Origin of the sequence: Leisingera aquaemixtae, from assembly GCF_006740765.1 — a bacterium.
Lineage (GTDB): Bacteria > Pseudomonadota > Alphaproteobacteria > Rhodobacterales > Rhodobacteraceae > Leisingera > Leisingera aquaemixtae.
This window is the reverse complement of sequence record NZ_CP041159.1, coordinates 2,550,784-2,572,473: the sequence shown is the minus strand read 5'-3', so window position 1 is coordinate 2,572,473 and position 21,690 is coordinate 2,550,784. Positions and strand designations below refer to the sequence as shown.

General features: G+C 65.3%; 21 protein-coding genes. 14 read left to right on the top strand and 7 right to left on the bottom strand.

The genetic code is table 11. The features are described 5' to 3' along the window. Window positions 1-271: 271 nt before the first annotated feature. The gene (locus R2C4_RS14235; protein ID WP_058285089.1) at window positions 272-529 is read left to right on the top strand and encodes a GlsB/YeaQ/YmgE family stress response membrane protein; all 258 of its coding nucleotides are present in this window, start codon (window positions 272-274) and stop codon (window positions 527-529) included. A gap of 79 nt (window positions 530-608) precedes the next feature. Here the strand turns inward: R2C4_RS14235 and R2C4_RS14230 are convergent, their stop codons facing one another. Continuing rightward, window positions 609-1,448 (bottom strand): universal stress protein, encoded by an 840-nt coding sequence (locus tag R2C4_RS14230; RefSeq protein WP_058285090.1) that lies wholly within the window; start codon window positions 1,446-1,448, stop codon window positions 609-611. Window positions 1,449-1,652: 204 nt separating this feature from the next. On the opposite strand from R2C4_RS14230, the gene ccoN reads away from it, so the two are divergent. The 4 genes from ccoN to ccoP are packed head-to-tail and all read left to right on the top strand — an operon-like array spanning window position 1,653 to window position 5,120. Then, the gene (gene ccoN, locus R2C4_RS14225; RefSeq protein ID WP_141891151.1) at window positions 1,653-3,263 is read left to right on the top strand and encodes a cytochrome-c oxidase, cbb3-type subunit I; all 1,611 of its coding nucleotides are present in this window, start codon (window positions 1,653-1,655) and stop codon (window positions 3,261-3,263) included. A gap of 14 nt (window positions 3,264-3,277) precedes the next feature. Next, complete coding sequence (ccoO, locus tag R2C4_RS14220; protein ID WP_058285092.1) at window positions 3,278-4,006, top strand: cytochrome-c oxidase, cbb3-type subunit II; 729 nt, start codon at window positions 3,278-3,280, stop codon at window positions 4,004-4,006. Between the two features lie 11 nt (window positions 4,007-4,017). Then, window positions 4,018-4,254, top strand: a complete 237-nt coding sequence (locus R2C4_RS14215) for a cbb3-type cytochrome oxidase subunit 3 (protein ID WP_141891150.1) — start codon at window positions 4,018-4,020, stop codon at window positions 4,252-4,254. Then, a complete protein-coding gene (gene ccoP / locus R2C4_RS14210) occupies window positions 4,251-5,120 on the top strand; it encodes a cytochrome-c oxidase, cbb3-type subunit III (RefSeq protein ID WP_141891149.1) in 870 nt (289 codons plus the stop codon). Before R2C4_RS14215 ends, ccoP begins: the two co-directional genes overlap by 4 nt. 322 nt (window positions 5,121-5,442) lie before the next feature. On the opposite strand, the gene R2C4_RS14205 is transcribed toward ccoP, so the two are convergent. Next, window positions 5,443-7,944, bottom strand: a complete 2,502-nt coding sequence (locus R2C4_RS14205) for a Hint domain-containing protein (protein WP_141891148.1) — start codon at window positions 7,942-7,944, stop codon at window positions 5,443-5,445. Window positions 7,945-8,338: 394 nt separating this feature from the next. Between R2C4_RS14205 and R2C4_RS14200 the strand changes: the two genes are divergently transcribed. After that, window positions 8,339-9,325, top strand: coding sequence for a calcium/sodium antiporter (locus tag R2C4_RS14200; protein WP_141891147.1), 987 nt, complete (start codon window positions 8,339-8,341; stop codon window positions 9,323-9,325). Here R2C4_RS14200 and R2C4_RS14195 read toward each other — a convergent pair. Then, a complete protein-coding gene (locus R2C4_RS14195; protein ID WP_141891146.1) occupies window positions 9,295-10,044 on the bottom strand; it encodes a DUF2270 domain-containing protein in 750 nt (249 codons plus the stop codon). The two genes, R2C4_RS14200 and R2C4_RS14195, sit on opposite strands and share 31 nt — an antisense overlap. A 254-nt stretch (window positions 10,045-10,298) precedes the next feature. After that, complete coding sequence (locus tag R2C4_RS14190; protein WP_141891145.1) at window positions 10,299-10,499, bottom strand: hypothetical protein; 201 nt, start codon at window positions 10,497-10,499, stop codon at window positions 10,299-10,301. A 98-nt stretch (window positions 10,500-10,597) separates the two neighbouring features. Between R2C4_RS14190 and R2C4_RS14185 the strand changes: the two genes are divergently transcribed. The 5 genes from R2C4_RS14185 to ccoS all read left to right on the top strand — a co-directional run bounded on the left by R2C4_RS14185 (window position 10,598) and on the right by ccoS (window position 16,106). Then, a complete protein-coding gene (locus R2C4_RS14185) occupies window positions 10,598-11,473 on the top strand; it encodes a LysR family transcriptional regulator (protein ID WP_141891144.1) in 876 nt (291 codons plus the stop codon). Between the two features lie 230 nt (window positions 11,474-11,703). Beyond that, on the top strand, window positions 11,704-13,266 hold the full coding sequence (gene ccoG / locus R2C4_RS14180; protein ID WP_244940733.1) for a cytochrome c oxidase accessory protein CcoG: 1,563 nt from the start codon (window positions 11,704-11,706) through the stop codon (window positions 13,264-13,266). A 3-nt stretch (window positions 13,267-13,269) separates the two neighbouring features. Beyond that, window positions 13,270-13,734: a FixH family protein gene (locus R2C4_RS14175; RefSeq protein WP_141891143.1), complete on the top strand. Its 465-nt coding sequence runs from the start codon at window positions 13,270-13,272 to the stop codon at window positions 13,732-13,734. A 5-nt stretch (window positions 13,735-13,739) separates the two neighbouring features. After that, on the top strand, window positions 13,740-15,917 hold the full coding sequence (locus R2C4_RS14170; RefSeq protein ID WP_141891142.1) for a heavy metal translocating P-type ATPase: 2,178 nt from the start codon (window positions 13,740-13,742) through the stop codon (window positions 15,915-15,917). Window positions 15,918-15,947: 30 nt separating this feature from the next. Further along, window positions 15,948-16,106: a cbb3-type cytochrome oxidase assembly protein CcoS gene (gene ccoS / locus R2C4_RS14165; RefSeq protein ID WP_027235212.1), complete on the top strand. Its 159-nt coding sequence runs from the start codon at window positions 15,948-15,950 to the stop codon at window positions 16,104-16,106. A gap of 239 nt (window positions 16,107-16,345) precedes the next feature. On the opposite strand, the gene R2C4_RS14160 is transcribed toward ccoS, so the two are convergent. From R2C4_RS14160 to R2C4_RS14150, 3 genes are all read right to left on the bottom strand, one after another. After that, window positions 16,346-17,983, bottom strand: coding sequence for a D-alanyl-D-alanine carboxypeptidase family protein (locus tag R2C4_RS14160; protein ID WP_141891141.1), 1,638 nt, complete (start codon window positions 17,981-17,983; stop codon window positions 16,346-16,348). 261 nt (window positions 17,984-18,244) lie between these two features. Beyond that, complete coding sequence (locus tag R2C4_RS14155) at window positions 18,245-18,571, bottom strand: hypothetical protein (RefSeq protein WP_141891140.1); 327 nt, start codon at window positions 18,569-18,571, stop codon at window positions 18,245-18,247. A gap of 79 nt (window positions 18,572-18,650) precedes the next feature. Further along, window positions 18,651-19,364, bottom strand: a complete 714-nt coding sequence (locus tag R2C4_RS14150; RefSeq protein WP_141891139.1) for an HAD family hydrolase — start codon at window positions 19,362-19,364, stop codon at window positions 18,651-18,653. 106 nt (window positions 19,365-19,470) lie between these two features. Here R2C4_RS14150 and clpS point away from each other — a divergent pair, with 106 nt between their 5' ends. From clpS to R2C4_RS14135, 3 genes are all read left to right on the top strand, one after another. After that, complete coding sequence (gene clpS, locus R2C4_RS14145; RefSeq protein WP_036761102.1) at window positions 19,471-19,794, top strand: ATP-dependent Clp protease adapter ClpS; 324 nt, start codon at window positions 19,471-19,473, stop codon at window positions 19,792-19,794. A 12-nt stretch (window positions 19,795-19,806) separates the two neighbouring features. Continuing rightward, window positions 19,807-20,796 (top strand): class I SAM-dependent methyltransferase, encoded by a 990-nt coding sequence (locus R2C4_RS14140; protein WP_141891138.1) that lies wholly within the window; start codon window positions 19,807-19,809, stop codon window positions 20,794-20,796. Between the two features lie 83 nt (window positions 20,797-20,879). Continuing rightward, a complete protein-coding gene (locus R2C4_RS14135) occupies window positions 20,880-21,683 on the top strand; it encodes an SDR family NAD(P)-dependent oxidoreductase (protein ID WP_058285107.1) in 804 nt (267 codons plus the stop codon). Window positions 21,684-21,690: the final 7 nt, after the last annotated feature.

The following is a 21,690-nucleotide window of genomic DNA, read 5'->3' as shown; positions in this document are numbered from 1 at the left end:
ACCTAATACGTTTGATGCAAGAGGGCAGGCGGGGATCTCCCGCGCCCGCGCATACCCGGCTGTGCCGGACCCGCTGGCGGCCTTGGGCCCGGCACCGCGCAGCGGTGCCATGCCCAACGGGAGGAAGCCCTTCCAACAGGAAGGGCAGACGACGGGCGGGAGAGCCACGGGGGCGTTTGGCAGAAATCCGGACCCCGGCAACCTGAAGCCAGGGCGTGACCCGGCAAAAGGACTGTGATCTACTGGCAGCACCACAAAAACGGAGGCGGCAATGCAGTTTGGAAGCCTGATCGGGATGCTGATCATCGGAGCCTTGGCCGGGTGGCTGTCGGGCAAAATCATGCAGGGGCGGGGGTTTGGCCTCCTGGGCAATATCATCGTCGGCGTGGTCGGCGCCTTTCTGGCCGGGATGATCTTTCCGGCGCTGGGCTTTGCGGCGGGAGGCGGATTTTTCTGGTCGCTGGTCCATGCCACGATCGGGGCGGTGATCCTGCTCTTCCTGATCGGCCTCATCCGCAAGGCCCGTTAGGCTGCTGGCGCACGGAACTGGAAAAGGCGCCCTGCGGGGGCGCCTTTTGCCGCTGCATCCGGCTGGAAAGGCCAGGGCGTCAATGCGCCATCAGCACCGGGACCGCCGCCTGTTCCAGCATGTTGCGGGTGGCGCCGCCAAGAATGGCCTCGCGGAAGCGGGAATGGCCGTATGCCCCCATCACGATCAGGTCAGCGGCTGTATCGGCCGCATGGCGGTTCAGGATGTCCGACACCCGGGTCAGCGTCTTGCTCAGCACGTCGATCTCGCAGGTGACGCCGTGGCGGGACAGCATCTGCGCCAGCATGCCGCCCGGATCGGAGCGTTCCGGCCCGTGCTGCGGCGGGTCGATGACCGCAATGCGCACCAGGTCGGCACCGGTCAGGAAGGGCAGCGACCTGCGGATCGCGGTCATCGCTTCGATGCTTTCGTTCCAGGCCACCAGCACGGTCTTGGGCCGGCGCAGGGGCTCGCCCTTGTCCGGCACCACCAGCACCGGTGCGCGGCCCTCGAACAGGGCCGATTCGACAATCGGCTCGGCCTCGGCGCGCTTCTCCTTGCCATAGGGCTTGCCCAGCACCACCAGGTCGGAGAACCGCGCGTGGCGCGCCACGTGGCGGCCAAGGTCCGCGATCTGCGCAACACCGCTGTCGGTGGCAAAAGGCACGCCTGCGCGCTGCAGCGTTTCCACGGCGCCGGCCTGGATCGCTTCGGCCTCTTCCTGGGCGCGGGCCAGGGTTTCCTGCAGCACCATCGCATTGGCGCCTGCATAGTAATAGCCTGTCTGGGTGCGGTCGACGCCGAGGCAGAGCGCATCGGCATGGGCACCGAATTCCTCTGCCAAAGCCGCAACTTGCGCCAGAGGCGCGGTTGCGGTTTCCGCAGCCGTAAGGACAGTAAGCAAGGATTTGTAGGACATGACACCTCCCGGCGGGGTCTGCGCCGCGGGCCCCCATGGCCCCGGCGAAGGGATTTTCAAAGCACGGGAAGAAGTGTCACATGTCGGCGGGAAGCGTCTTGATGCAGATCAAGGCAGGAGAGAGGCGCGTTTTGCAAGAAGAGCGCGGTCTATTAACGTCCCCGTATCCGCAGGATTCGCGGGGGCACGGCAAAGGGACGCAAGATGTCTAACTATATCAAGCTGATAGCGCTTGGTCTGGTCACGCTGTTTGCGATGATCGGTACCAATTACGCGCGGGATCTGGCTTACCAGGTGCATGCGGTCATCGTGATGATCGTGGCTGGCGGGCTGTTCCTCTATACTTTGCGCCACACCAATGAGCCGAAAAAGGCAGTTGCAGGTGTGGAAAATGAGTATTTCGACAGCGTTGTGCGCGCTGGTGCAATTGCAACCGCCCTTTGGGGCGTGGTCGGGTTTCTGGCCGGGACCTTCATTGCGTTCCAGCTGGCCTTTCCGGCGCTGAATTTCGATTGGGCGCAAGGGTTTGCCAATTTCGGCCGTCTGCGCCCGCTGCACACTTCCGCAGTGATTTTTGCATTTGGCGGCAACGCTCTGATCGCAACCTCCTTCTACGTGGTGCAGCGGACCTCCGCGGCGCGCCTGTGGGGCGGCAACCTCGCGTGGTTCGTGTTCTGGGGCTACCAGCTGTTCATCGTGCTGGCGGCAACCGGCTACCTGCTGGGCGGCACCCAGTCCAAGGAATATGCGGAGCCGGAATGGTACGTTGACCTGTGGCTGACCATTGTCTGGGTCGCCTATCTGGCCGTCTTCCTGGGCACCATCATCAAGCGCAAGGAACCCCACATCTACGTGGCGAACTGGTTCTACCTGTCCTTCATCGTCACCGTCGCCATGCTGCACCTGGTCAACAACGCGACCATCCCGGTGTCGATCTGGGGCTCCAAGTCCGTGATCGTCTGGCCCGGCGTGCAAGATGCGATGGTGCAGTGGTGGTACGGCCACAACGCCGTGGGCTTCTTCCTGACCGCAGGCTTCCTGGGCATGATGTATTATTTCATCCCGAAGCAGGCCGAACGTCCCGTGTTCTCCTACAAGCTGTCGATCATCCACTTCTGGGCGCTGATCTTCCTGTACATCTGGGCGGGTCCCCACCACCTGCACTACACCGCGCTGCCTGACTGGGCCTCGACCCTCGGCATGGTGTTCTCGGTGATCCTGTGGATGCCCAGCTGGGGCGGTATGATCAACGGCCTGATGACGCTCTCGGGCGCCTGGGACAAGCTGCGCACCGACCCGGTGATCCGGATGATGGTGATCTCCGTCGGCTTCTACGGCATGTCCACCTTCGAAGGCCCGATGATGTCGATCCGCGCGGTGAACTCGCTGTCGCACTACACCGACTGGACCATTGGCCACGTGCACTCCGGCGCGCTCGGCTGGAACGGCATGATCACCTTCGGCGCGCTGTACTATCTGGTGCCGGTGCTGTGGAAGCGTGAGCGCCTGTACTCGCTCAGCCTCGTGTCCTGGCACTTCTGGCTCGCCACCATCGGCATCGTTCTTTACGCCGCGTCGATGTGGGTGACCGGTATCATGGAAGGCCTGATGTGGCGCGAAGTGGACGCCAACGGCTTCCTGGTGAACTCCTTTGCCGACACCGTGGCAGCGAAGTTCCCGATGTATGTGGTGCGCGGTCTGGGCGGGGTCATGTTCCTCGCGGGCTCCCTCATCATGTGCTACAACCTGTGGATGACCGTCCGCCGGGCCCCGGCCAAAGAGGCCAGCCTGTCGGTTCAGGTCCCGGCTGAATAAGGAGGGCCGGAGCAATGGCTATTCTCGACAAACATAAGATCCTCGAGACCAACGCGACCCTCCTGCTGATCTGCAGTTTCCTGGTCGTGACCATCGGCGGACTGGTGCAGATTGCACCGCTGTTCTACCTGGAAAACACCATCGAGGAGGTGGAGGGCATGCGTCCCTACACCCCGCTCGAACTGGCGGGCCGCGAGGTCTACATCCGGGAAGGCTGCTATGTCTGCCACAGCCAGATGATCCGGCCGATGCGCGACGAGGTCGAACGCTACGGCCACTACTCGCTGGCGGCGGAGTCAATGTACGACCGTCCGTTCCAGTGGGGCTCCAAGCGGACCGGACCGGATCTGGCCCGGGTGGGCGGCCGCTACTCGGATGACTGGCACGTCGACCACCTGCGCGACCCGCAGGCCGTGGTGCCGGAATCGGTGATGCCGAAATACGGCTTCCTCGAAGACAAGAAGATCGACGGCAAATACATCGGCGACATCATGGCCACCAACGCGCTGCTGGGCACGCCCTACAGCGAGGACATGATCGAAACCGCACAGGCCGACTTCCGCGCCCAGGCGGATCCGGACAGCGACTATGACGGGCTGCTGGAGCGCTATGGCGACAAGGTCAACGTGCGCAACTTCGATGGTCAGCCGGGGGTCTCCGAGGCCGATGCGCTGATCGCCTACCTGCAGATGCTGGGCACGCTGGTCGACTTCTCGACCTTCACCCCGGATGCAAGCCGGTAAGGGAGGATAGGATGGAACTCTATACGCTCCTCAGGGAATTCGCAGACAGCTGGATGCTGCTGTTCCTGTTCACCGTCTTCATCGGCATCATTGTCTGGGCGTTCCGCCCAGGCAGCACCAAGGCTTACGAGGATACCGCAAACATCCCGTTCCGCCACGTCGATGCACCTGCGCCCCGCAAGGGCGACGAGACAGCCGCGCCCCGCAAGGGCGACAAACCCGCCGCGACTAAGGAGGCGAGGGTATGAGCAAGAAATCGCAAAAGTTCGAGGGCGATCCGAAGACCACCGGCCACGAGTGGGACGGGATCGAGGAATTCGACAACCCGATGCCGCGCTGGTGGCTGTGGACCTTCTACGCCACCATCATCTGGGGTGTTCTTTACACCATCGCCTATCCGGCCTGGCCGCTGGTCAACTCGGCCACGGCAGGCATTCTGGGCTGGTCCACCCGCGGCGACGTGGCGGCTGAAATCGCGTCGGTGGAAGAAGCCAACGCGCCAGTCAACGCCAAGCTGGAAGCGGCTGAGCTGGTCGCCATCGCGGACGACACGGAACTGAACACCTATGCCGTCTCTGCCGGTTCCGCCGTGTTCAAGACCTGGTGCGCCCAGTGCCACGGCTCCGGTGCTGCCGGCGCCAAGGGCTACCCGAACCTCTTGGACGACGACTGGCTCTGGGGCGGCTCGGTGGAAGACATCCACGCCACGGTGGCCCACGGCATCCGCAACGAGGACAGCGATGAAGCGCGCTATTCCGAGATGCCTGCCTTCGGCCGCGATGAGCTTCTGGAGAAGGAAGAAATCTCCCAGGTGGTCAACTACGTGATGTCGCTGTCGGGTGAGCCGCAGGACGCCTCCAAGGTTGAGGCCGGGTCGGTTATCTTCGCTGACAACTGTGCCTCCTGCCACATGGAAGACGGCACCGGCGACCGCGCGCAGGGGGCGCCGAACCTGGCCGACGCGATCTGGCTTTATGGCGGCGACTACGCCACCCTGACCGAGACCGTGACCAATTCGCGCTATGGCGTGATGCCGGCCTGGAACACCCGCCTGACCGAAGCGCAGATCCGCGCCGTGTCGGCCTATGTCCACCAGCTGGGCGGCGGCGAATAAGCCGGACCGGGTAATAGAAGAACAAGGAAAGGGCTGCCCGGCGGGCGGCCCTTCTCCGTTTTGGGGCAGGCTGTGCGCAAGGGGGAGCTATGCAGCCGCGCCGCTGAAACACCACAGAGGCGGCCGGCAAAACCGCGTGAGGCTTCGCAATCTTCGCGCCTGCGCTTGTCGGCTGCGGCCGTCACGACGGCGCCGCCGCCTCGGGCCGCTGGCTCAGGTCAGGCTGCTGGGTGCAAAGCAGAAGGGGCAGGGGGCAGGCAGGGCCGGGCGGGGCACAGTGCCCCGGCCCGGCAGAGGGCTAAGCAAGCCAAATGACTTGGGATCAGGCGGCCTGCAGATCTTTCAGGTCGCGCCGCTTGAGCGGGAGGCGGGCAAGGCCGCCGTAGACACCGCGCACCTGCTCCCGGCCCTGTTCGCCTGTCAGGCCGTGAACTGCCGCCAGTTCGGGGAACAGGCTGAACAGCTCCCGTTTGTCCGCAGCGCACAACCCGCGCATTGCCTCGGGGCCGGGCCAGAAGGTTTCCGTTGCGATGCCTTCGGCAAAGATCACCTCGTGCCGCTCTGTCATCAGATGCACATAGGTGACCGGACTGTCCGCAACCGGCTGCCGGGAGCAGTTCGGGTCGATCTCCGCCAGCAGTTTCGCGGACAGGAAGCTTTCGCCGAACGGGGTTTCCCGGTCAAAGGCCTGCGGCCCCGTCAGCAGGCGGTGCTGCGGCGACAGCAGCATCGGCCGCTCCGGGCGCAGCAGGCCGCCCGGGCGGACGCAATAGGGCCGCAGATGAGGGCGCAGCGCCAGTTCCGCCGGGCTGAGGGTGCGCTTGCCGGTCCAGATGACCGGCTGGAACCCGTTGTCAGCGGTCTGCAGCATGTCGCCCACTTGGATCTGCCCGGCAGGAACCGCACCGCGCCGGGTGGCCAGCAGAACATTGGGTGTGAAGCAGGGGATGCCCGCGGAGTAAAGCTGCGGCGCGGTGGAGAGCTGCGCCGGCGCAACCCCCTGCAGAACCAGTTTCTCGCCTGTGGGGAAGGTCAGCAGCGCATTGCCGAACCCGTCGTCGGTGACGGAAACGTCCCAGGCGCGGATGGCGCCGCCGGGGCCGGTGCCGCCGGTCAGCCCGGACACATCAAGCTGGTCGTTGTAAAAACCGTCGGCGTCGTCATCGCCAACACTGAAGTCGCTGACGGTGTCGGTGCCGCCGCCGCCGGTCAAAATCAGCTGGTCATAGCCTTCGCCGCCTGTGATCAGGTCGTCGCCGGCGCCCATAGTGATGGTGTCGTCGCCCTTGCCGGCGTCGATCGTCACCCCGGCGCTGTCAGCCGAGGCATTCACGATGTCGCCCTGATCCGTCAGGTTCAGCAACTCGATCTCGGAAAAGGTGATCGTGTCGGTGCCATCGGTGATCGTGCCGGCCTCATCCCCGGTGTAAGTGACGGTCACGCCGGTGGTGACATCGGACAAGTTGACGGTGTCGTAGTCGTTCCCCGCCTCCCCGCCTTCCAGCGTGTCATTGCCGAACCCGTCCGACATCTTGAAGGTGTCGGCATCGGCTTCGCCATACATCAGGTCATCGCCGGCGCCGCCAACCAAGAGGTCGTTGTCATTGCCGCCGTACATGGTGTCGTTGCCGTCGCCGCCTTCCAGCGTGTCATTGCCGTCGGTCGCGATGATGCTGTCATTGCCGACGCCACCGACCAGGCTGTCGTCGCCGGCAGAGTTTCTGAGGGTGTCGTCGCCCTCGCCGCCGATCAGCGTGTCGTTGCCGAGGCCCGTGGTCAGGCTGTCATTGCCGGCGCCGCCTTCGATATAGTCGTCGCCATCGCCGCCGGAGAGAGTGTCGCCGCCGTCGCCGCCGATCAGCGTGTCGGCGCCGGCACCGCCTTCCAGGATGTCGTCACCGGCGCCGCCTTCCATGCTGTCGTCGCCGTCTTCGCCATACAGGACATCGTTGCCCCCCTGGCCGTAGACCACATCGTTGCCATCCCCCGCCAGAACGGTGTCGTTGCCTTGTTCGATGGGCGTGACAACGGCGTCTTCGATCACATCGCCGGACAGCGTGAAACCGGCCAGGCCGTCGCGCGTCTGCAGCGTGAACTCGATCGAGGACCGGTCTTCGAAGGCGGCGGAGAACCAGGCGTCCTGATCCGTGTAGTCATTCTTCTCCGACCCGGTGGCCGTGACCATGCTGCCGTCAATTGCCGTGCCAAGCGAGGTGTCCTCCGCTACCCCGAAGCTGGTGAAACTGTTGCCGTCGATAATGACCGCCTCGGCATCGCCATAGCTGCTGTTGTCATCAACGTCGTTGAAGGTGGCGGTAGAGTTCAGGTAGACCGGCTCTCCGGTGGCGGGATCGAAGAACTCCAGCCGGAACGTGGCCCGGTCCCCGGGAGAATCGCCGTTCAGCAGGATTTCCGCGCCAGCGTCGTACCCGAATTGCACCGACATGTAATCGTTGGACTTTTCGACCAGAACCAGCCTGCCCCAGACACTGGTGCCGTCTTCCAGAACGGCGATATCGCTGAAGACGGCGTAATCGCCCGCCGACCCGGTGTAGCCGTCGTGCGACACCGTTTGGATGTTGTTGATGTCCAGCACCAGCGGCGAGGCGTCCGCGCCCTGCTCGAATCCGTCGCCCATGTCCCCATAGACAACGTCATCGCCCTCGCCGGCATCAATAATGTCGCTGCCTTCTTCACCGGCGACGGTGTCCTGGCCCGCACCCGCGTCGATCGTGTCGTCACCGGTGGTTCCGTCCATCAAATCGTCGCCTTTTGTGCCTTTCTTGCTGGCGATAAGGTCTTTTACCCAATCCAAGATTGCCATGAGCTGTATCTGACTTTCTATCTGGCGCGGGCGTCAGCACGCGTTAGGAACAATTTTTCGCGGTTGCACCGCCAATGGGAGAGGCGTGATGACGGGAACCGTTACACGAGTGCCGATAAGGAAACGTAAATTCCGCGCAGGTTCTGGGCGTCCGGGCAGGCGCCCGGATCCTGTGGCGGCCTTGCCTGCACCGCGCCAGCGGCCTGCCTGCTGCACTGCGGTCCGCAAGCGGGAGAGGCTTGCAGAAATGACCGCCGCCGCATCTTGAAAGCCACGCGGTGAACGCTCACTTCCGCGCTAGACGTTTCTGCGCCGAGCCGCAAAGGGAAGGCAGCAGGGGCGCTGTCTGCGCGCCCTTGGCAGTTCCAAAGGCGCATTTCCGGAGAGGTTTTGCGTGTTTGATATTTGGCTGCCGCTTTTGAGCGGGCTTGTTCTGCTGATCCTGGGCGGCGAGTTTCTGGTGCGCGGTGCCGTGCGTGTGGCAGAGCGTTTTGGCGTCTCGCCGCTGGTGATCGGGCTGACGCTAGTCGGTTTCGGCACCTCGGCGCCGGAGCTGGTGACGTCGGTGCGGGCAGCGCTGGCCGGGGCGCCGGGGATTGCCTATGGCAACATCACAGGCTCCAACATTGCCAATATCCTGCTGATTGCCGGCGTTTCCGCCCTGATTGCCCCGATGGCGGTGCAGTCGGCAGCGCTGCGGCGCGACGGCGGTGTCATGCTGGCCGCGACGCTGGTCTTTGCCGTACTTGCCGCAACGGTGCCGGTGACCCGGGCTGCGGGGGCAGGGTTTGTCCTGGCTTTGGCAGCTTATATCTGGCTGGCCGTCCGGCAGGAGCGGACAACCGCCGCAGACCACGGCGCGCTGTATGACAAGGCCGCCGCGCTGGAAGGCGTCGATCCGGCGATTGTGCCTGCAAGCCAGCCCAGGCTGCCAATGTGGCGGCCGCTGGCAACCGCCCTGGCCGGGCTTGCCCTGGTGATCGGCGGCGGCGGCCTGCTGGTGGATGGCGCGGTGGAGCTGGCGCGCTCGATGGCGGTCTCCGAAACGGTGATCGGCCTGACAATCGTTGCCGTGGGCACCTCCGCGCCCGAACTGGCGACCTCTGTCGCCGCGGCGCTGCGGCGTCAGGGCGAAATGGCGTTCGGCAACATCATCGGCTCCAACATATACAACCTGATGGGGATCGGCGGTGCAACGGCCCTGATCGCGCCCTCTGAGGTACCGGGGCGGATTGCGGGCTTTGATAACCCAGTGATGGTGCTGGTGACCTTGGGCTTCCTGGCGCTGGCCTGGACCGGCCTGCGGGTGTCGCGGCGCGAGGGGGCGGTGCTGCTGGCAGGCTATGCGTCCTATCTCTGGTGGCTCTGGCCGGCGGCCTGAGCCGCCGCTGAAGCCGCCAGGGTCTTGGGCTTGCGCCCCGATGCCGGCGGGTGGATGCCCAGCCCCTGCTGGTCGTAAAGGCTGCTCCAGATGGCAATGCAGCTCCAGCTCACCACATAGAGAACGCCTGCCGCGATCACCACGCCGCCTGGCAGCGGGCCGATCTCCGCCCGCTCCAGCGCCTGATCAAAGGACTCGATGGGGCGGGGATGGACCGCGATCTTGCCAGCATAGGCCAGCGATTGGATCAGCAGCACCCACAGATAGTTGCGCTTGATCCGCCGCCCGATCGATTGCAGCAGGTTGATGTGATAGTCCGGCCGGTTGTAATCCTGCGCCAGCACCTTCTGCCAGTTTTCCTCCAGATGCAGATCGCCGTCATACAGCATCGGTGCGTAGAAATGTTTCTCCAGCCAGCGCGCGCGGGCGCGGAACACGTTGTAGAACCGGTAGCGCCGCGCCTCCAGCATCAGGAAAAAGATGATCAGGATGCCGACCAGGATCAGCGGCAGCGGCGAGGCTTCGGGCGAGGAATAGGAAATCGACAGCGCAACCCCCAGCGTCACCACCGCCCAGTTGGTGGTGATGTCCAGCCGGGTGCGCCACATCACGCTGCGGTAAACCTCGCCGCGGTACAAATGCGCCAAAGCGCCGACCTCGGCCGCCGACAGCGGAGCGCGGTTCCCGGCGTCTGCCTGTCTGTTCTCTCCGTTGGCCATGGGATGAGAATAGTTTTTTGCTAGAGACGGGCAAATTTTTGCGGCTGTTTGATCCGTGTCAAACTGCGCCGCCGCGAACCGCGCTACACAGGCAAGTGAAAGACATTGCTGCCTGGCAGACATCCCCGCCAAAGCAGCATGACATCCCGCTAGGCCGACGTGCAGGCCGAACGGGTCATGCGCCGGTTTTCCGATCTGTTCGCGCGTTTCCTGGAAAACCGGCGCTTTTTCTTTCTCTCTTCAGGATCAATCCCTCAGATGTTCTGCGGATGGATGCAGCGCGTCTTGACCGGGCGGCGGCGCAGCCAGCCGGCCAGCCGTTTCAGCAGCCCCTTGCGGCGGGGCGGTGCCTCATAGGCGCGGGGCAGCGGTTTGGCGGTAGGCAGATCGCGCAGCTTCACACAGTCCTGGCGCGTCGCGGTCAGCATCGAGCGGGCGTAGATATCGGTCAGCATGGGTCAGCCTCCTATCTTGCTGTCTGTCTCTGATCCTTGCGCGAGCGGGCGATTCCTGCGAGTTAAGAAAAATCGCATCGTGTAAGTTGGAATTACATATGGATTGGTTGCACATGCCGCCGCTTGCGTCACTGCGTGCCTTCTCAGCCTTTGCGGAGGCCGGAAATGTGGTTCAGGCAGGCGCGGCGTTGAATGTCAGCCACGCTGCCATCAGCCAGCAGCTGAGGGCGCTGGAGTCGCATCTGGGCGTGGCGCTGCTGGACCGCAGCGGCCGGGCGCTGGCGCTGACCTCAGAAGGTGCCCATCTGGCGCGGGCGCTGCAGCTGGGCTTTGGCGCAATCCAGGCGGCTGTGCAGGAAATCACCCAAGCGGGCACCGCCCGGCCGCTGCATGTCACCTGCACGCCGATGTTTGCCGCGCACTGGCTGATGCCGCGGCTGCCGGGGTTTCAGGCGGACAATCCCGGGATTGACCTGGTGCTCGACCCCACGGGCAGCTTGGTTGAGCTGAAGCCCGGCGGCATCGACATCGCCCTGCGCTACGGCGACGGCAGCTGGCCGGGGCTGGAAACGGAAATGCTGCTGGCCTCGCCGATGGTGGTGGTTGCCGCGCCGGGGCTTTTGGGCGGGCGGCAGGTGAGCGCGCCCGAGGATCTGCTGGACCTCCCTTGGCTGGAGGAGCTGGGCACGTCTGAGGCCGGCCTCTGGCTGCAATCGCGCGGCGTCAGCGAAGGCCTGCGCGGACCGCGCACCCGGCTGCCGGGCAACCTGCTGATGCAGGCTGTGAAGGCCGGGCAGGGGGTTGCGGTCAGCGTCCGCGCCTTTGTCGAGGAGGAGCTGGCAGAAGGCCGGCTGCTGGCACTGTTCACCGAAGGCGAGGGCCGCGGCTACCACATCGCCACCCGCCCGGGCGTGCTGCGCCCGGAGGCGCGCAAGTTCATCGCCTGGCTCAGGCGGCAGCGGCAGCCGTTCTGAAACCGCTGTTTCCCGACGGAAACCGGCTGTGCATTGCCGTAATCTCTGCGCTGCGGCAACTTGCCTCTGGCAGGCCGCTGCACGCAGGCATAGGTGGCCTTTTGCCTTCACAAGACGCTGTACCGGGCGCGAAAACATGATTGTCCGATACGCTTTTTGATCCACGTCAAAGTTCTGGCACTTTGCATCTGTGACAAGGGCGCCAGACAGCCACAAGACGGAGAGAGTCCGTGAGCGATTCCAACCCAGCCCCGAGCCTGTATGCCGCCAGGGAACCGATTTTTCCCCGGCGCGTCTCCGGACCCTTCCGAAACCTGAAGTGGTACATCATGGCGGTGACGCTGGGGATCTACTACCTGACTCCCTGGATCCGCTGGGACCGCGGGCCCTCGCTGCCGGATCAGGCGGTGCTGCTGGATCTGGCGAACCGGCGGTTCTATTTCTTCTGGATCGAGATCTGGCCGCACGAATTCTATTTTGTCGCTGGCCTGCTGATCATGGCGGGGCTGGGGCTGTTCCTGTTCACCTCCGCTTTGGGCCGGGTCTGGTGCGGCTATGCCTGCCCGCAGACCGTCTGGACCGATCTGTTTATCCTGGTGGAGCGATGGATCGAGGGCGACCGCAACGCCCGCCTGCGCCTGCACCGGCAGAAAAAGCTCGATTTCCGCAAGGTCCGGCTGCGGGTCACCAAATGGGTGGCCTGGTTCCTGATCGGGCTGGCCACCGGCGGCGCCTGGGTGTTCTATTTCGCCGATGCGCCGACGCTGGCTTATGATCTGGTAACGCTGAATGCGCATCCGGTTGCCTACACCACCATGCTGGTGCTGACCGCGACAACCTTCCTGTTCGGCGGCTTTGCACGCGAACAGATCTGCATCTACGCCTGCCCCTGGCCGCGCATCCAGGCGGCAATGATGGATGAGGACACGCTGACCGTCGGCTACCGCGAATGGCGTGGCGAGCCGCGCGGCAAGGGCAACGTTCGCCGCCGCAGCAAGGCCGAGGCGGAAGCGGCTGAGCAGGCCGCACAGGCGGCAGGTCCCGGCCAGGCGGCTTATGCCGGCACGCCGTATCCCGGCCTCTCCCCGGACGCGGACCCTACCGCCGCAACCGGCACTGCCGAGGCCGCAGGGCCCGGCGATTGCATCGACTGCATGGCCTGCGTCAACGTCTGCCCGATGGGGATCGACATCCGCGACGGCCAGCAGATGGAATGCATCACATGCGCGCTGTGCATCGACGCTTGCGACGACGTGATGGCCAAGATCGGAAAGCCGCGCGGCCTGATCGACTATATGGCCCTGTCGGATGAGGCGGAGGAGCGCGAGGGCAAGCCGCCCAAGAACATCTGGAAGCACATCCTGCGCCCGCGCACCATCATGTACACCACCTTGTGGTCGCTGGTTGGCCTGGGGCTGCTGTTTGCCCTGTTCATCCGCTCTGACATCGAGCTGACCGTGGCGCCGGAACGCAACCCGACTTATGTAACGCTGTCCGACGGCTCGATCCGCAACACCTACGACGTGCGTCTGCGCAACAAGCATGGCGAAGAACGCCCATTCCAGCTGTCGATCAAGGGCGATCCGGCAATGCAGATCGCCTTGGAGGGCACCGATGGATCAACCGTGGCAGTGCCCGCTGACACCGCGCTCTTGCAGCGGGTCTATATCGTGACGCCCAAGGACGCTGCGCCGTCCAAAGCGGCCTCGACTCCGGTGCGCATTTGGGTGGAAGATCTGGACAGCGGCGAACGCGCCCATAAGGACACCAGCTTTAACGGCAAGGGGAACTGAACCATGGCCAAGCGCGAACGGGAATTTACCGGCAAGCACGCATTGATGCTGTTCGGCGGCGCCTTTGCGGTGATCATCGGGGTGAATATCGCCCTGGCCGTCAGCGCGGTGAAGACCTTTCCGGGGCTGGAGGTGAAGAACTCCTATGTCGCCAGCCAGGAATTCGACAAGCGCCGGAACGCGCAGGAGGCGCTGGGCTGGTCGGTCTATGCCTCCTCAGCCGGGGACCAGGTCAAGCTGGAGATCACCGATGCCGATGGCAACCCGGTGGAGGTGGCCAAGCTGACCGCTACCCTGGGCCGGGCGACCCATGTGCAGGACGATCAGCAGCCGGAGTTCGCCTTTGACGGCCAGGCCTATGTTGCGCCGGCCGATCTGGGCCCGGGCAACTGGAACATCCGCATGGTGGCGCGGGCCAAGAACGGCACCGAATTCACCCAGCGGGTGATCCTGCACGTGAAAGGCTGACCGCCATGACCGCCCAGCTCCGCCCCTCGCTTGCGGCCTGCCCGGCCTGCGTCGCCGCCCCGCATGACAGTGCGGAGCAGGCGCCGACGGAGGCGCGGCTGGCGCTTTCGCTGCCGGGCATTCACTGCCAGGCCTGCATTTCGGCAGTGGAGCGGGAGCTGAACGCCGAGCCCGGAATCCGTTCGGCGCGGGTGAACCTGACCCTGAAACGGGCGCTGATCGAGGCGGACCCGGACGTGCGCGCCGCCGACCTGATCCCGGTGCTGGAACGCATCGGCTATGAGGCGCATGAGCTGGATCTGGCGGCGCTTGCGGCGACCCAGAACGACAAGGCGGGCCGCGATCTGCTGATGCGGCTGGCGGTCGCGGGCTTTGCCTCGATGAACGTGATGCTGTTGTCGGTGTCGGTCTGGTCCGGCGCCTCGGACGCGACCCGGGACATGTTCCACTGGATCTCCGCCGCGATCACCTTCCCGGCGATCGTCTTCTCCGCCCAGCCGTTCTTTGCCAATGCCTGGACCGCCCTGCGGGTCAAACGCCTCAACATGGACGTGCCGATCGTGCTGGCGCTGGTCTTGGCGCTGCTGACCTCGCTGTGGGAGACCTTCCTGTCCGGCGAGCACGCCTATTTCGACGCTGCCCTGACCCTGACCTTTTTCCTGCTGGCGGGCCGCTACCTGGATTACCGCACCCGCGCCGTGGCGCGCTCCGCGGCAGAGGAACTGGCGGCGCTGGAGGTGCCCCGGGCGGTCCGGCTGCTGGACGGCGATGAATATGAGGTGCCGGTGGCGGATCTAGCCATCGGCGATCTGATCCTGGTGCGCCCCGGCGGGCGGATGCCGGTGGATGGCGAAATCGTCGCAGGCCAGTCGGAGCTCGACCGCTCGCTGCTGACCGGCGAAACCCTGCCGGTGTTTGCCGCACCGGGCCTGGCGGTTTCCGCCGGTGAAGTGAACCTGACCGGCCCGCTGACCATCCGCGCCACGGCAGTGGGCGAGGATACCTCGCTGCACCGCATGACCGATCTGGTTGCGATCGCGGAGTCGGGCCGCTCGCGCTACACCTCGCTGGCGGACAGCGCGGCCAAGCTCTATGCGCCGGGGGTGCACATCCTGTCGGCGCTCGCCTTTGCGGGCTGGTATCTTTACACCTTCGACATCCGCACGGCGCTGAATATCGCCGCCGCGGTTCTGATCATCACCTGCCCCTGCGCGCTGGGCCTTGCGGTGCCTGCGGTCACCACCGCCGCCTCAGGCCGGCTGTTCAAGAAGGGTATGCTGATCAAACACGCAACCGCACTGGAGCGGCTGGCAGAGGTGGACACGGTGGTGTTCGACAAGACCGGCACGCTGACCGCCGGCACGCCGGAGGTCACCAACCTGGGCGGCCACGCCCGGGCGGATCTGGAGATTGCGCTGGCGCTGGCCGAAGGCTCCTCGCATCCCTTGTCAGTGGCGCTGGCCCGTGCGGCACGTGAGGCCGGGGTCAAGCCTGCCGCAGTGCAGGAGATCACCGAGGTTCCGGGGTATGGCGCCGAAGGCCTGTACCGCGGCGCCCGCGTGCGGCTGGGCCGCGCGGCCTGGGTCGGCGCTGAACAAGGCAGCCAGACCGCGGCCTGGCTGGACAGCGGGGCGGGGTCGGCCAAACCCTTCCTGTTCACCGATGCGCTGCGCCCCGGCGCGGCAGAGGCTGTGCAGGCGCTGAAGGAGGTCGGCAAGGACGTACTGCTGATTTCCGGCGACACCACCGGCGCGGTCGAGGATCTGGCCCGGCGGCTGGGCATCGCCAAATGGGTGGCAGAGGCGCTGCCTGCCGATAAATCCGCCCGGGTGCGCCTGCTGGCGGATCAGGGCAAGAAGGTCCTGATGGTGGGCGACGGCCTTAACGACACTGCAGCACTGGCAGCGGCGCATGTGTCGATCTCCCCGGCCTCGGCGCTGGATGCGGCGCGGGTGGCCTCCGACATCGTGCTCTTGGGCCAGGACCTCAGCCCGATTGCCGAGGCCTGCGGCGTGGCGCAGAAGGCGACCCGCCGCATCCGCGAGAACTTCCGCATTGCCACGCTCTATAACGTGATCGCGGTGCCGCTGGCGATTGCCGGGCTGGCCACGCCCTTGATTGCGGCGCTGGCGATGTCTACCTCTTCCATTACCGTCTCCCTCAACGCGCTGCGGCTGCGCTGAGGGCGCGCCTGAAAGCATGGAACCGACCCTATGAGCGTCCTCACCTACCTGATCCCGATTTCGCTGATCCTCGGTGCGGTGGGTCTGGCGGCCTTCATCTACACGGTGCGCAGCAACCAGTATGACGACCCCGAAGGCGACGCCCGCCGCATCCTGAGCGACGAGTGGGACGACAAGCCCAAGCCCTGAGCGGGTTCTTAGCACCCAAAAAACTCCCGCCCCCGCAGGTGCCCTGGCTGAGGCCAGAGCCCCTTGGCGGCGTTGGGCGTGGCACCGCGCATGGCGCGGTGCCACGCCCAACGGGAGGAGGGGTTTTCGTCAGAAAAGCCTGACGACGGGCGGGAGCGGCTGGCGGAGACTGGGCGCAGGTCACGAAAAAGGCGCCGCGGGGGCGCCTCTTTGCTGCTGATCTGAAGCTACGCCGGTCGTCAGGACGGGCCGATCGGGTTGCAGGTCACGTTGCGGGCGTTCAGGCGGCGGCAGGCCAGTTCCGCCTGCTCCTGGCTCATGCCGAGGAAGTTCGCCTCAAACCCGCGCCGGGTGTTGGCCACCTTGCGCAGGGAGCCGTCCAGTGTCTCCAGCTCCGACAGCGCGGTGCGCAGCAGCACCTTCTCAGCCTGGTAGCGGCTGCTGTAGAGACCGACATTGATGCCCCAGTAGCGCCCGCCGGAGGTGGACAGGCGGGTGACCACAACCGGTTCCGGCTCCGGCGAGGCCTCTGCCAGCGCCAAGCTGGCCGGGCGGGCGGCGGGCCGAAGGCCGGTAAAGGGCACCCGCTGCACCGCGGCGATGACCGTGGCGGCCGCAGCTGTTTCCAGGGGCGCCGGCTCCGCTTCCGCTTCGGCCAGCGCAACGGCAATGCTGTCGCGCACGGCATCCCGCTGCAGTGCCGCGTCTGCGCTGACAGTCTGCACGTTCTCGATCTGCTCTGGAGCCGTCTTTTCCGGCGCGGCCCCTGTCTCTGCCTCCGCTGCCGCAGCTTCCGCGGGCGGCGTCTGAAGCGCTTCCTCAAGCGCGGCCACCAGCACCGGCGACTCGCTGGCGCCGGGGCGCAGTTTCGGGCGCAGGCTGGTTTCCACCTGGCCGCTCACCCGGATGGTCTTGCCGGCAACCGCGTGCGCGGGCCCGTCATCGGCCTCGGCCACCACAACATTGCCAGCGCCCTGATAGGCGGGCCGCTGCGGTTTGCGCAGCGCGGCGCGAGAGGGGGCGCGGCGGAAGCCGAGATCCAGCAGCTCCGCCACCTTGGCATTGCGCGAGGTGGTGGACTTGCCGCCGAACACGGTGGCGATGATCCGCTCGTTGCCGCGCTTGGCGGAGGCCACCAGGTTGAAGCCCGCCGCCCGGGTATAGCCGGTCTTGATCCCGTCGGCGCCGCGGTAGGCGGCCAGCAGGCGGCGGTTGGTGTTGGGCACCTCGCGGATGCCGGCATTGGTCGAGCGGCGCGAGAACAGGTTGTAGTACTCCGGGTAATCATAGAGCAGATGCCGCCCCAGCGTGGTCATGTCGCTGGCGGTCGACAAATGCCCGCTGGCAGTCAGCCCATGGGCGTTCTTGAAGGTGGTGCGGGTCATCCCCAGCGCCTTGGCAGTACGGTTCATCCGGCGGGTAAAGGCGGCCTCGGACCCCGACAGCGTCTCGCCGATGGCGGTGGCCGCGTCATTGGCGGATTTCACCGCCGCGGCACGGATCAGGTAGCGGAAGGCAATCCGCTGGCCGGACTTGAGCCCCAGCTTCGAGGGCGGTTCGGCAGCCGCGTTACGCGAGATCTTGACCTTGGTGTCCAGCGTGATCTCGCCGTTCCGCACAGCTTCGAACGCGATGTAGAGCGTCATCATCTTGGTCAGCGAGGCCGGGTGCAGCCGGGTATCGGCATTGCGCGAGTGCAGCACCTCGCCGGTCCTGGCATCAATGACCATCGCCGCATAGGGCGCGGCCTGCGCCCTTTGCGGAGCCAGCCCCAGCCCAAGTCCCAGAACTGCCAGAAGAATACCTGCCGCTGCCCAGAGGAAACGGGTGCGGAAATACCGGCCAGACGCCGGAGTGTCCTGCGTGATCACTGCCATGTTTGCCTCGTGCCGCCGGTTGTCCGGCTGACGTTTCTGCCTGTTGGTTAAAGCGTAACACAGGGTTTACGAGGAATAAACAGCGGCGAAACGCGCGTGTTCGGCGCAGCCGTTAAGCACTGCCGGCATGTAGTGGGTTTTGTACGCCGGGCCGCTAGATGCGGGATGTGCTAATAAAGGGTTACTAAAAAAACTTGCAATTGAGCAATCTAAAGCGGCCCGGGGCGGGCCTCAAGACGGGCTGCAAGGGCTGCAAAGCCCTTAGCCGGGGTGAAAATGGGTCACATAAAAGGGCGTGGAATAGCTGAGGCCCAGCGAGAATTCGCAAGGCTGGCCCAGCTGCGCCTTGATGCGGGATTCGAGATCGGCCAGCAGCGCCTTGGAAAACGCCTCGTCCCGGTGCGGCTTGCTCAGCAGCGCAACGCTGACGGCGATATGGCTGTGGCGGAACTGATCCGCCGGATAGGCGCGCCCCTTGCAGGCGCCCGCACCGGCGTCGTGCTCCAGAATTACCGCCTCAATCGTGGCGAGGATGGCGGCGGCGTCGATCTCCAGATCGCTGGAGTATTTCAGCTCGGCGTGCGGCATGTCCCGGTGTCTCCTTCGCGGTTTGCCAATGGGATAACGGCCGCGCAGCGGCCCGTCCAGCATCCACCGGGTAAGCCGGTTAGCCCAGACGCCCCACCAGATCCGCCAGCCTGCCGAGGTCGGTAATCTCGGTGTAACGCGGGCTGTGCTCCGGGGCTTCGGCGTGCTCCACCTCCCAGACCAGCCCGTGCGGCACATAAGTGCCCCAGCCGCCGGCCTCGATCACCGGCACCACGTCCGAGCGCATCGAGTTGCCGACCATCATCGCCCGCGCGGCGCCGTCGCCGTGGCGGGCAAAGATGTCCAGATAGACCTCGGGCGTTTTTTCCGAGACCACCTCAACCCCGTCAAACAGCTCGCCCAGGCCGGATTGCGCCAGCTTGCGCTCCTGATCCAGCAGGTCGCCCTTGGTGATCAGCACCACCTTGTAACGGCCCGCCACCGCCTCCACCGCCTCGCGCGCATGGGGCAGCAGTTCGATAGGGTAGGACAGCATCATCTGGCCCGCGGTGATCAGCTCCTTGATCACGGCGCCGGGAACCTGCTCCTCCGTCACGTCGAGCGCGGTTTCGATCATCGACAGGGTAAAGCCCTTCACCCCGTAGCCATAGCGCCCCAGGTTGCGCTTCTCAGCGTCCAGCAGCCGCCGCTCCAGCTCTCCCGGGCCGATGTCATCCGATGTGTGATCCATCAGCAATTCGGCGAATCTCTCCTGCGTCACGCGGAAGAACCGTTCGTTGTGCCAAAGGGTATCGTCGGCATCAAAGCCGATTGTTGTCAAATTACGTGTCAATCTGCGGGTCTCAGTCTCTTTTCCTGAACAGGTAAGAGGCTATATAAGCGGCACAGGAAATTCCATGCATCACTGGATCAAATTGCTTATGCCGCTGCAGCCCATCATGATGACGGATCATTCAGACGACGACACAGAAGCGGGCGTCCTGACCAAGACGCGCCCCAAGACCAAGCGTCCGCCGCGCTACAAGGTGCTGCTGCTGAATGACGACTACACCCCGATGGAATTCGTGGTGATGGTGCTGGAACGGTTCTTTGGCATGACCCACGCGCAGGCGTTCGAGATCATGCTGACGGTGCACAAAAAAGGCGTGGCGGTGGTCGGCGTGTTCAGCCATGAGGTGGCTGAGACCAAGGTGGGCCAAGTGATGGATTTCGCCCGCCGCCACCAGCACCCGCTGCAGTGCACCATGGAAAAAGAAGACTGAAGAGGCCTTTATATGTCTGTACGCCTGTCCCTGGCCGCCCAATCGGGCGGCTTTGCTGTGCCGTCCGAGGGCCGCATCGCCGTGTTCCACCCGCGCGCCGAACACGACTTGTCGGCGCTGCCCAAGGAGCAGCTGCTGATCATTCAGCCGTTCCGCCCCGACCACGATCACTTCGCTGCGCAGGGGTACGGCTGCGTTCCGGCACCTGAGGCGGGGGCAGAGTATTCAGCCGCCGTCGTCTTTCTGCCGCGGGCCAAGGCGCTGGCGCGGATGCTGGTGGCGCAGGCCGCCGCTGCCACCCGGGGCCAGGTGCTGATCGACGGCGCCAAGACCGAAGGCATCGATTCGGTCCTGAAGGACCTGCGCAAGCGCTGCGAGCCTTCTGCGCCGGTGTCCAAGGCGCATGGCAAGGTGTTCTGGATCGAGGGCGGCACCGATTTGTCCGGTTGGCTGCCCGCAGGCCCGCAGCAGGTTGAGGGGTTCATCACCGCCCCCGGAGTGTTTTCGGCAGACGGGATCGACCCGGCCTCCCGCATGCTGGCGGCGGCGCTGCCCAAGAAACTGGGCCGCTGCGTGGCCGATCTGGGCGGCGGCTGGGGCTATCTGTCGGCGCAGGTGCTGAAGCATGAAGGCGTTGAGGAACTGCACCTGGTTGAGGCGGACCATGCCGCACTGGCTTGCGCCCGCCTGAATGCGGCGGACCCGCGGACGCAGTTTCACTGGGCCGATGCCCGCAGCTGGAAGGCGCCCGGCCCGGTGAACACCGTGGTGATGAACCCGCCGTTCCACACCGGCCGCGCGGCGGAGCCGTCGCTGGGGCAGGCGTTCATCGCCGCCGCGGCCGCGATGCTGGCGCCAGGCGGCAGCCTGTGGATGGTGGCCAACCGGCACCTGCCATATGAAACCGCGCTGGCGGACCGCTTTGCCCAGGTGCGCGAAGAAGGCGGCGATAACCGCTTCAAGATTCTGCACGCGGCCAGACCAAAGCGCGGGCGCAAGTAACCGCGCTCCGGGCGCAATGCCGGTTTCCAATCCGGCAGTCCCGGTCTAACGTGCCTGCCAAACGGCCCAGGGAGTGATCTCGCATGTCCTTTTCCATCTCCGGCAAGACTGCCATCGTGACCGGCGCCGCCAGCGGCATTGGCCTGGCGATCGGCAAGCAGTTCGCCGATGCCGGCGCCAATGTCATGTTCGCCGACACCCAGGAGGCGCAGCTGGTTGCCGAGCTGGGCGAGCAGGCCGACGAAAGCAACATCCGCTATTTCGCCGGCGACCTGCGGGAGCGTCTGACCATCGCCAATCTGCTGTCGGCCACCATCGACGCCTTTGATGACATCGACATTCTAGTCAACGGCGCCCGCCAGGTGGTGGCAACCGACGCGCTGGATGCGCAGGACGAAACCCTGGACCAGCTGCTGAACCAAAGCCTGCTGCCAACGGTGCGCCTGTCGCAGCAGGTGGCCCGGCGGATGATCAAACAGGGCGAGGAGCGCGGCAGCGACAGCCCTCTCGGCAGCATCATCAACCTGTCGTCGATTGCCGCGCGGCGCACCCATCCCGACCTGATGGCCTATTCGGTCGCCTCTGCCGCGCTGGATCAGGCGACCCGCTCGCTGGCCGTTGCGCTGGCGCCCTACCGGATCCGGGTGAACTCCATCGCCTTCGGCTCGGTGATGAGCGCGTCGATGCGGGACACACTTAAGGAAAACCGCAGTTTCCGCCAGGATATCGAGGCGCACACGCCGCTGGGCCGGGTCGCTTCGCCGACCGAGCTGACCGAAACCGCGCAGTATCTGGCCTCGGATGCCTCCGGGTTCATGACCGGCCAGGTGGTGACGCTGGACGGCGGCCGCACCCTCTTGGACCCGGTGTCCGCGCCGATGCACTGATTGGAAA

Bases quoted from the DNA above. Each gene is read 5' to 3' on its own strand.
- ccoS (WP_027235212.1), top strand. From the start codon at position 15,948: ATGAGCGTCCTCACCTACCTGATCCCGATTTCGCTGATCCTCGGTGCG.
- R2C4_RS14155 (WP_141891140.1), bottom strand. From the start codon at position 18,571: ATGCCGCACGCCGAGCTGAAATACTCCAGCGATCTGGAGATCGACGCC.
- R2C4_RS14140 (WP_141891138.1), top strand. From the start codon at position 19,807: ATGTCTGTACGCCTGTCCCTGGCCGCCCAATCGGGCGGCTTTGCTGTG.
- R2C4_RS14160 (WP_141891141.1), bottom strand. From the start codon at position 17,983: ATGGCAGTGATCACGCAGGACACTCCGGCGTCTGGCCGGTATTTCCGC.
- R2C4_RS14195 (WP_141891146.1), bottom strand. From the start codon at position 10,044: ATGGCCAACGGAGAGAACAGACAGGCAGACGCCGGGAACCGCGCTCCG.
- R2C4_RS14135 (WP_058285107.1), top strand. From the start codon at position 20,880: ATGTCCTTTTCCATCTCCGGCAAGACTGCCATCGTGACCGGCGCCGCC.
- ccoN (WP_141891151.1), top strand. From the start codon at position 1,653: ATGTCTAACTATATCAAGCTGATAGCGCTTGGTCTGGTCACGCTGTTT.
- clpS (WP_036761102.1), top strand. From the start codon at position 19,471: ATGATGACGGATCATTCAGACGACGACACAGAAGCGGGCGTCCTGACC.
- R2C4_RS14190 (WP_141891145.1), bottom strand. From the start codon at position 10,499: ATGCTGACCGATATCTACGCCCGCTCGATGCTGACCGCGACGCGCCAG.
- R2C4_RS14205 (WP_141891148.1), bottom strand. From the start codon at position 7,944: ATGGCAATCTTGGATTGGGTAAAAGACCTTATCGCCAGCAAGAAAGGC.
- R2C4_RS14215 (WP_141891150.1), top strand. From the start codon at position 4,018: ATGGAACTCTATACGCTCCTCAGGGAATTCGCAGACAGCTGGATGCTG.
- R2C4_RS14235 (WP_058285089.1), top strand. From the start codon at position 272: ATGCAGTTTGGAAGCCTGATCGGGATGCTGATCATCGGAGCCTTGGCC.
- R2C4_RS14175 (WP_141891143.1), top strand. From the start codon at position 13,270: ATGGCCAAGCGCGAACGGGAATTTACCGGCAAGCACGCATTGATGCTG.
- R2C4_RS14230 (WP_058285090.1), bottom strand. From the start codon at position 1,448: ATGTCCTACAAATCCTTGCTTACTGTCCTTACGGCTGCGGAAACCGCA.
- ccoO (WP_058285092.1), top strand. From the start codon at position 3,278: ATGGCTATTCTCGACAAACATAAGATCCTCGAGACCAACGCGACCCTC.
- R2C4_RS14170 (WP_141891142.1), top strand. From the start codon at position 13,740: ATGACCGCCCAGCTCCGCCCCTCGCTTGCGGCCTGCCCGGCCTGCGTC.
- R2C4_RS14185 (WP_141891144.1), top strand. From the start codon at position 10,598: ATGGATTGGTTGCACATGCCGCCGCTTGCGTCACTGCGTGCCTTCTCA.
- ccoP (WP_141891149.1), top strand. From the start codon at position 4,251: ATGAGCAAGAAATCGCAAAAGTTCGAGGGCGATCCGAAGACCACCGGC.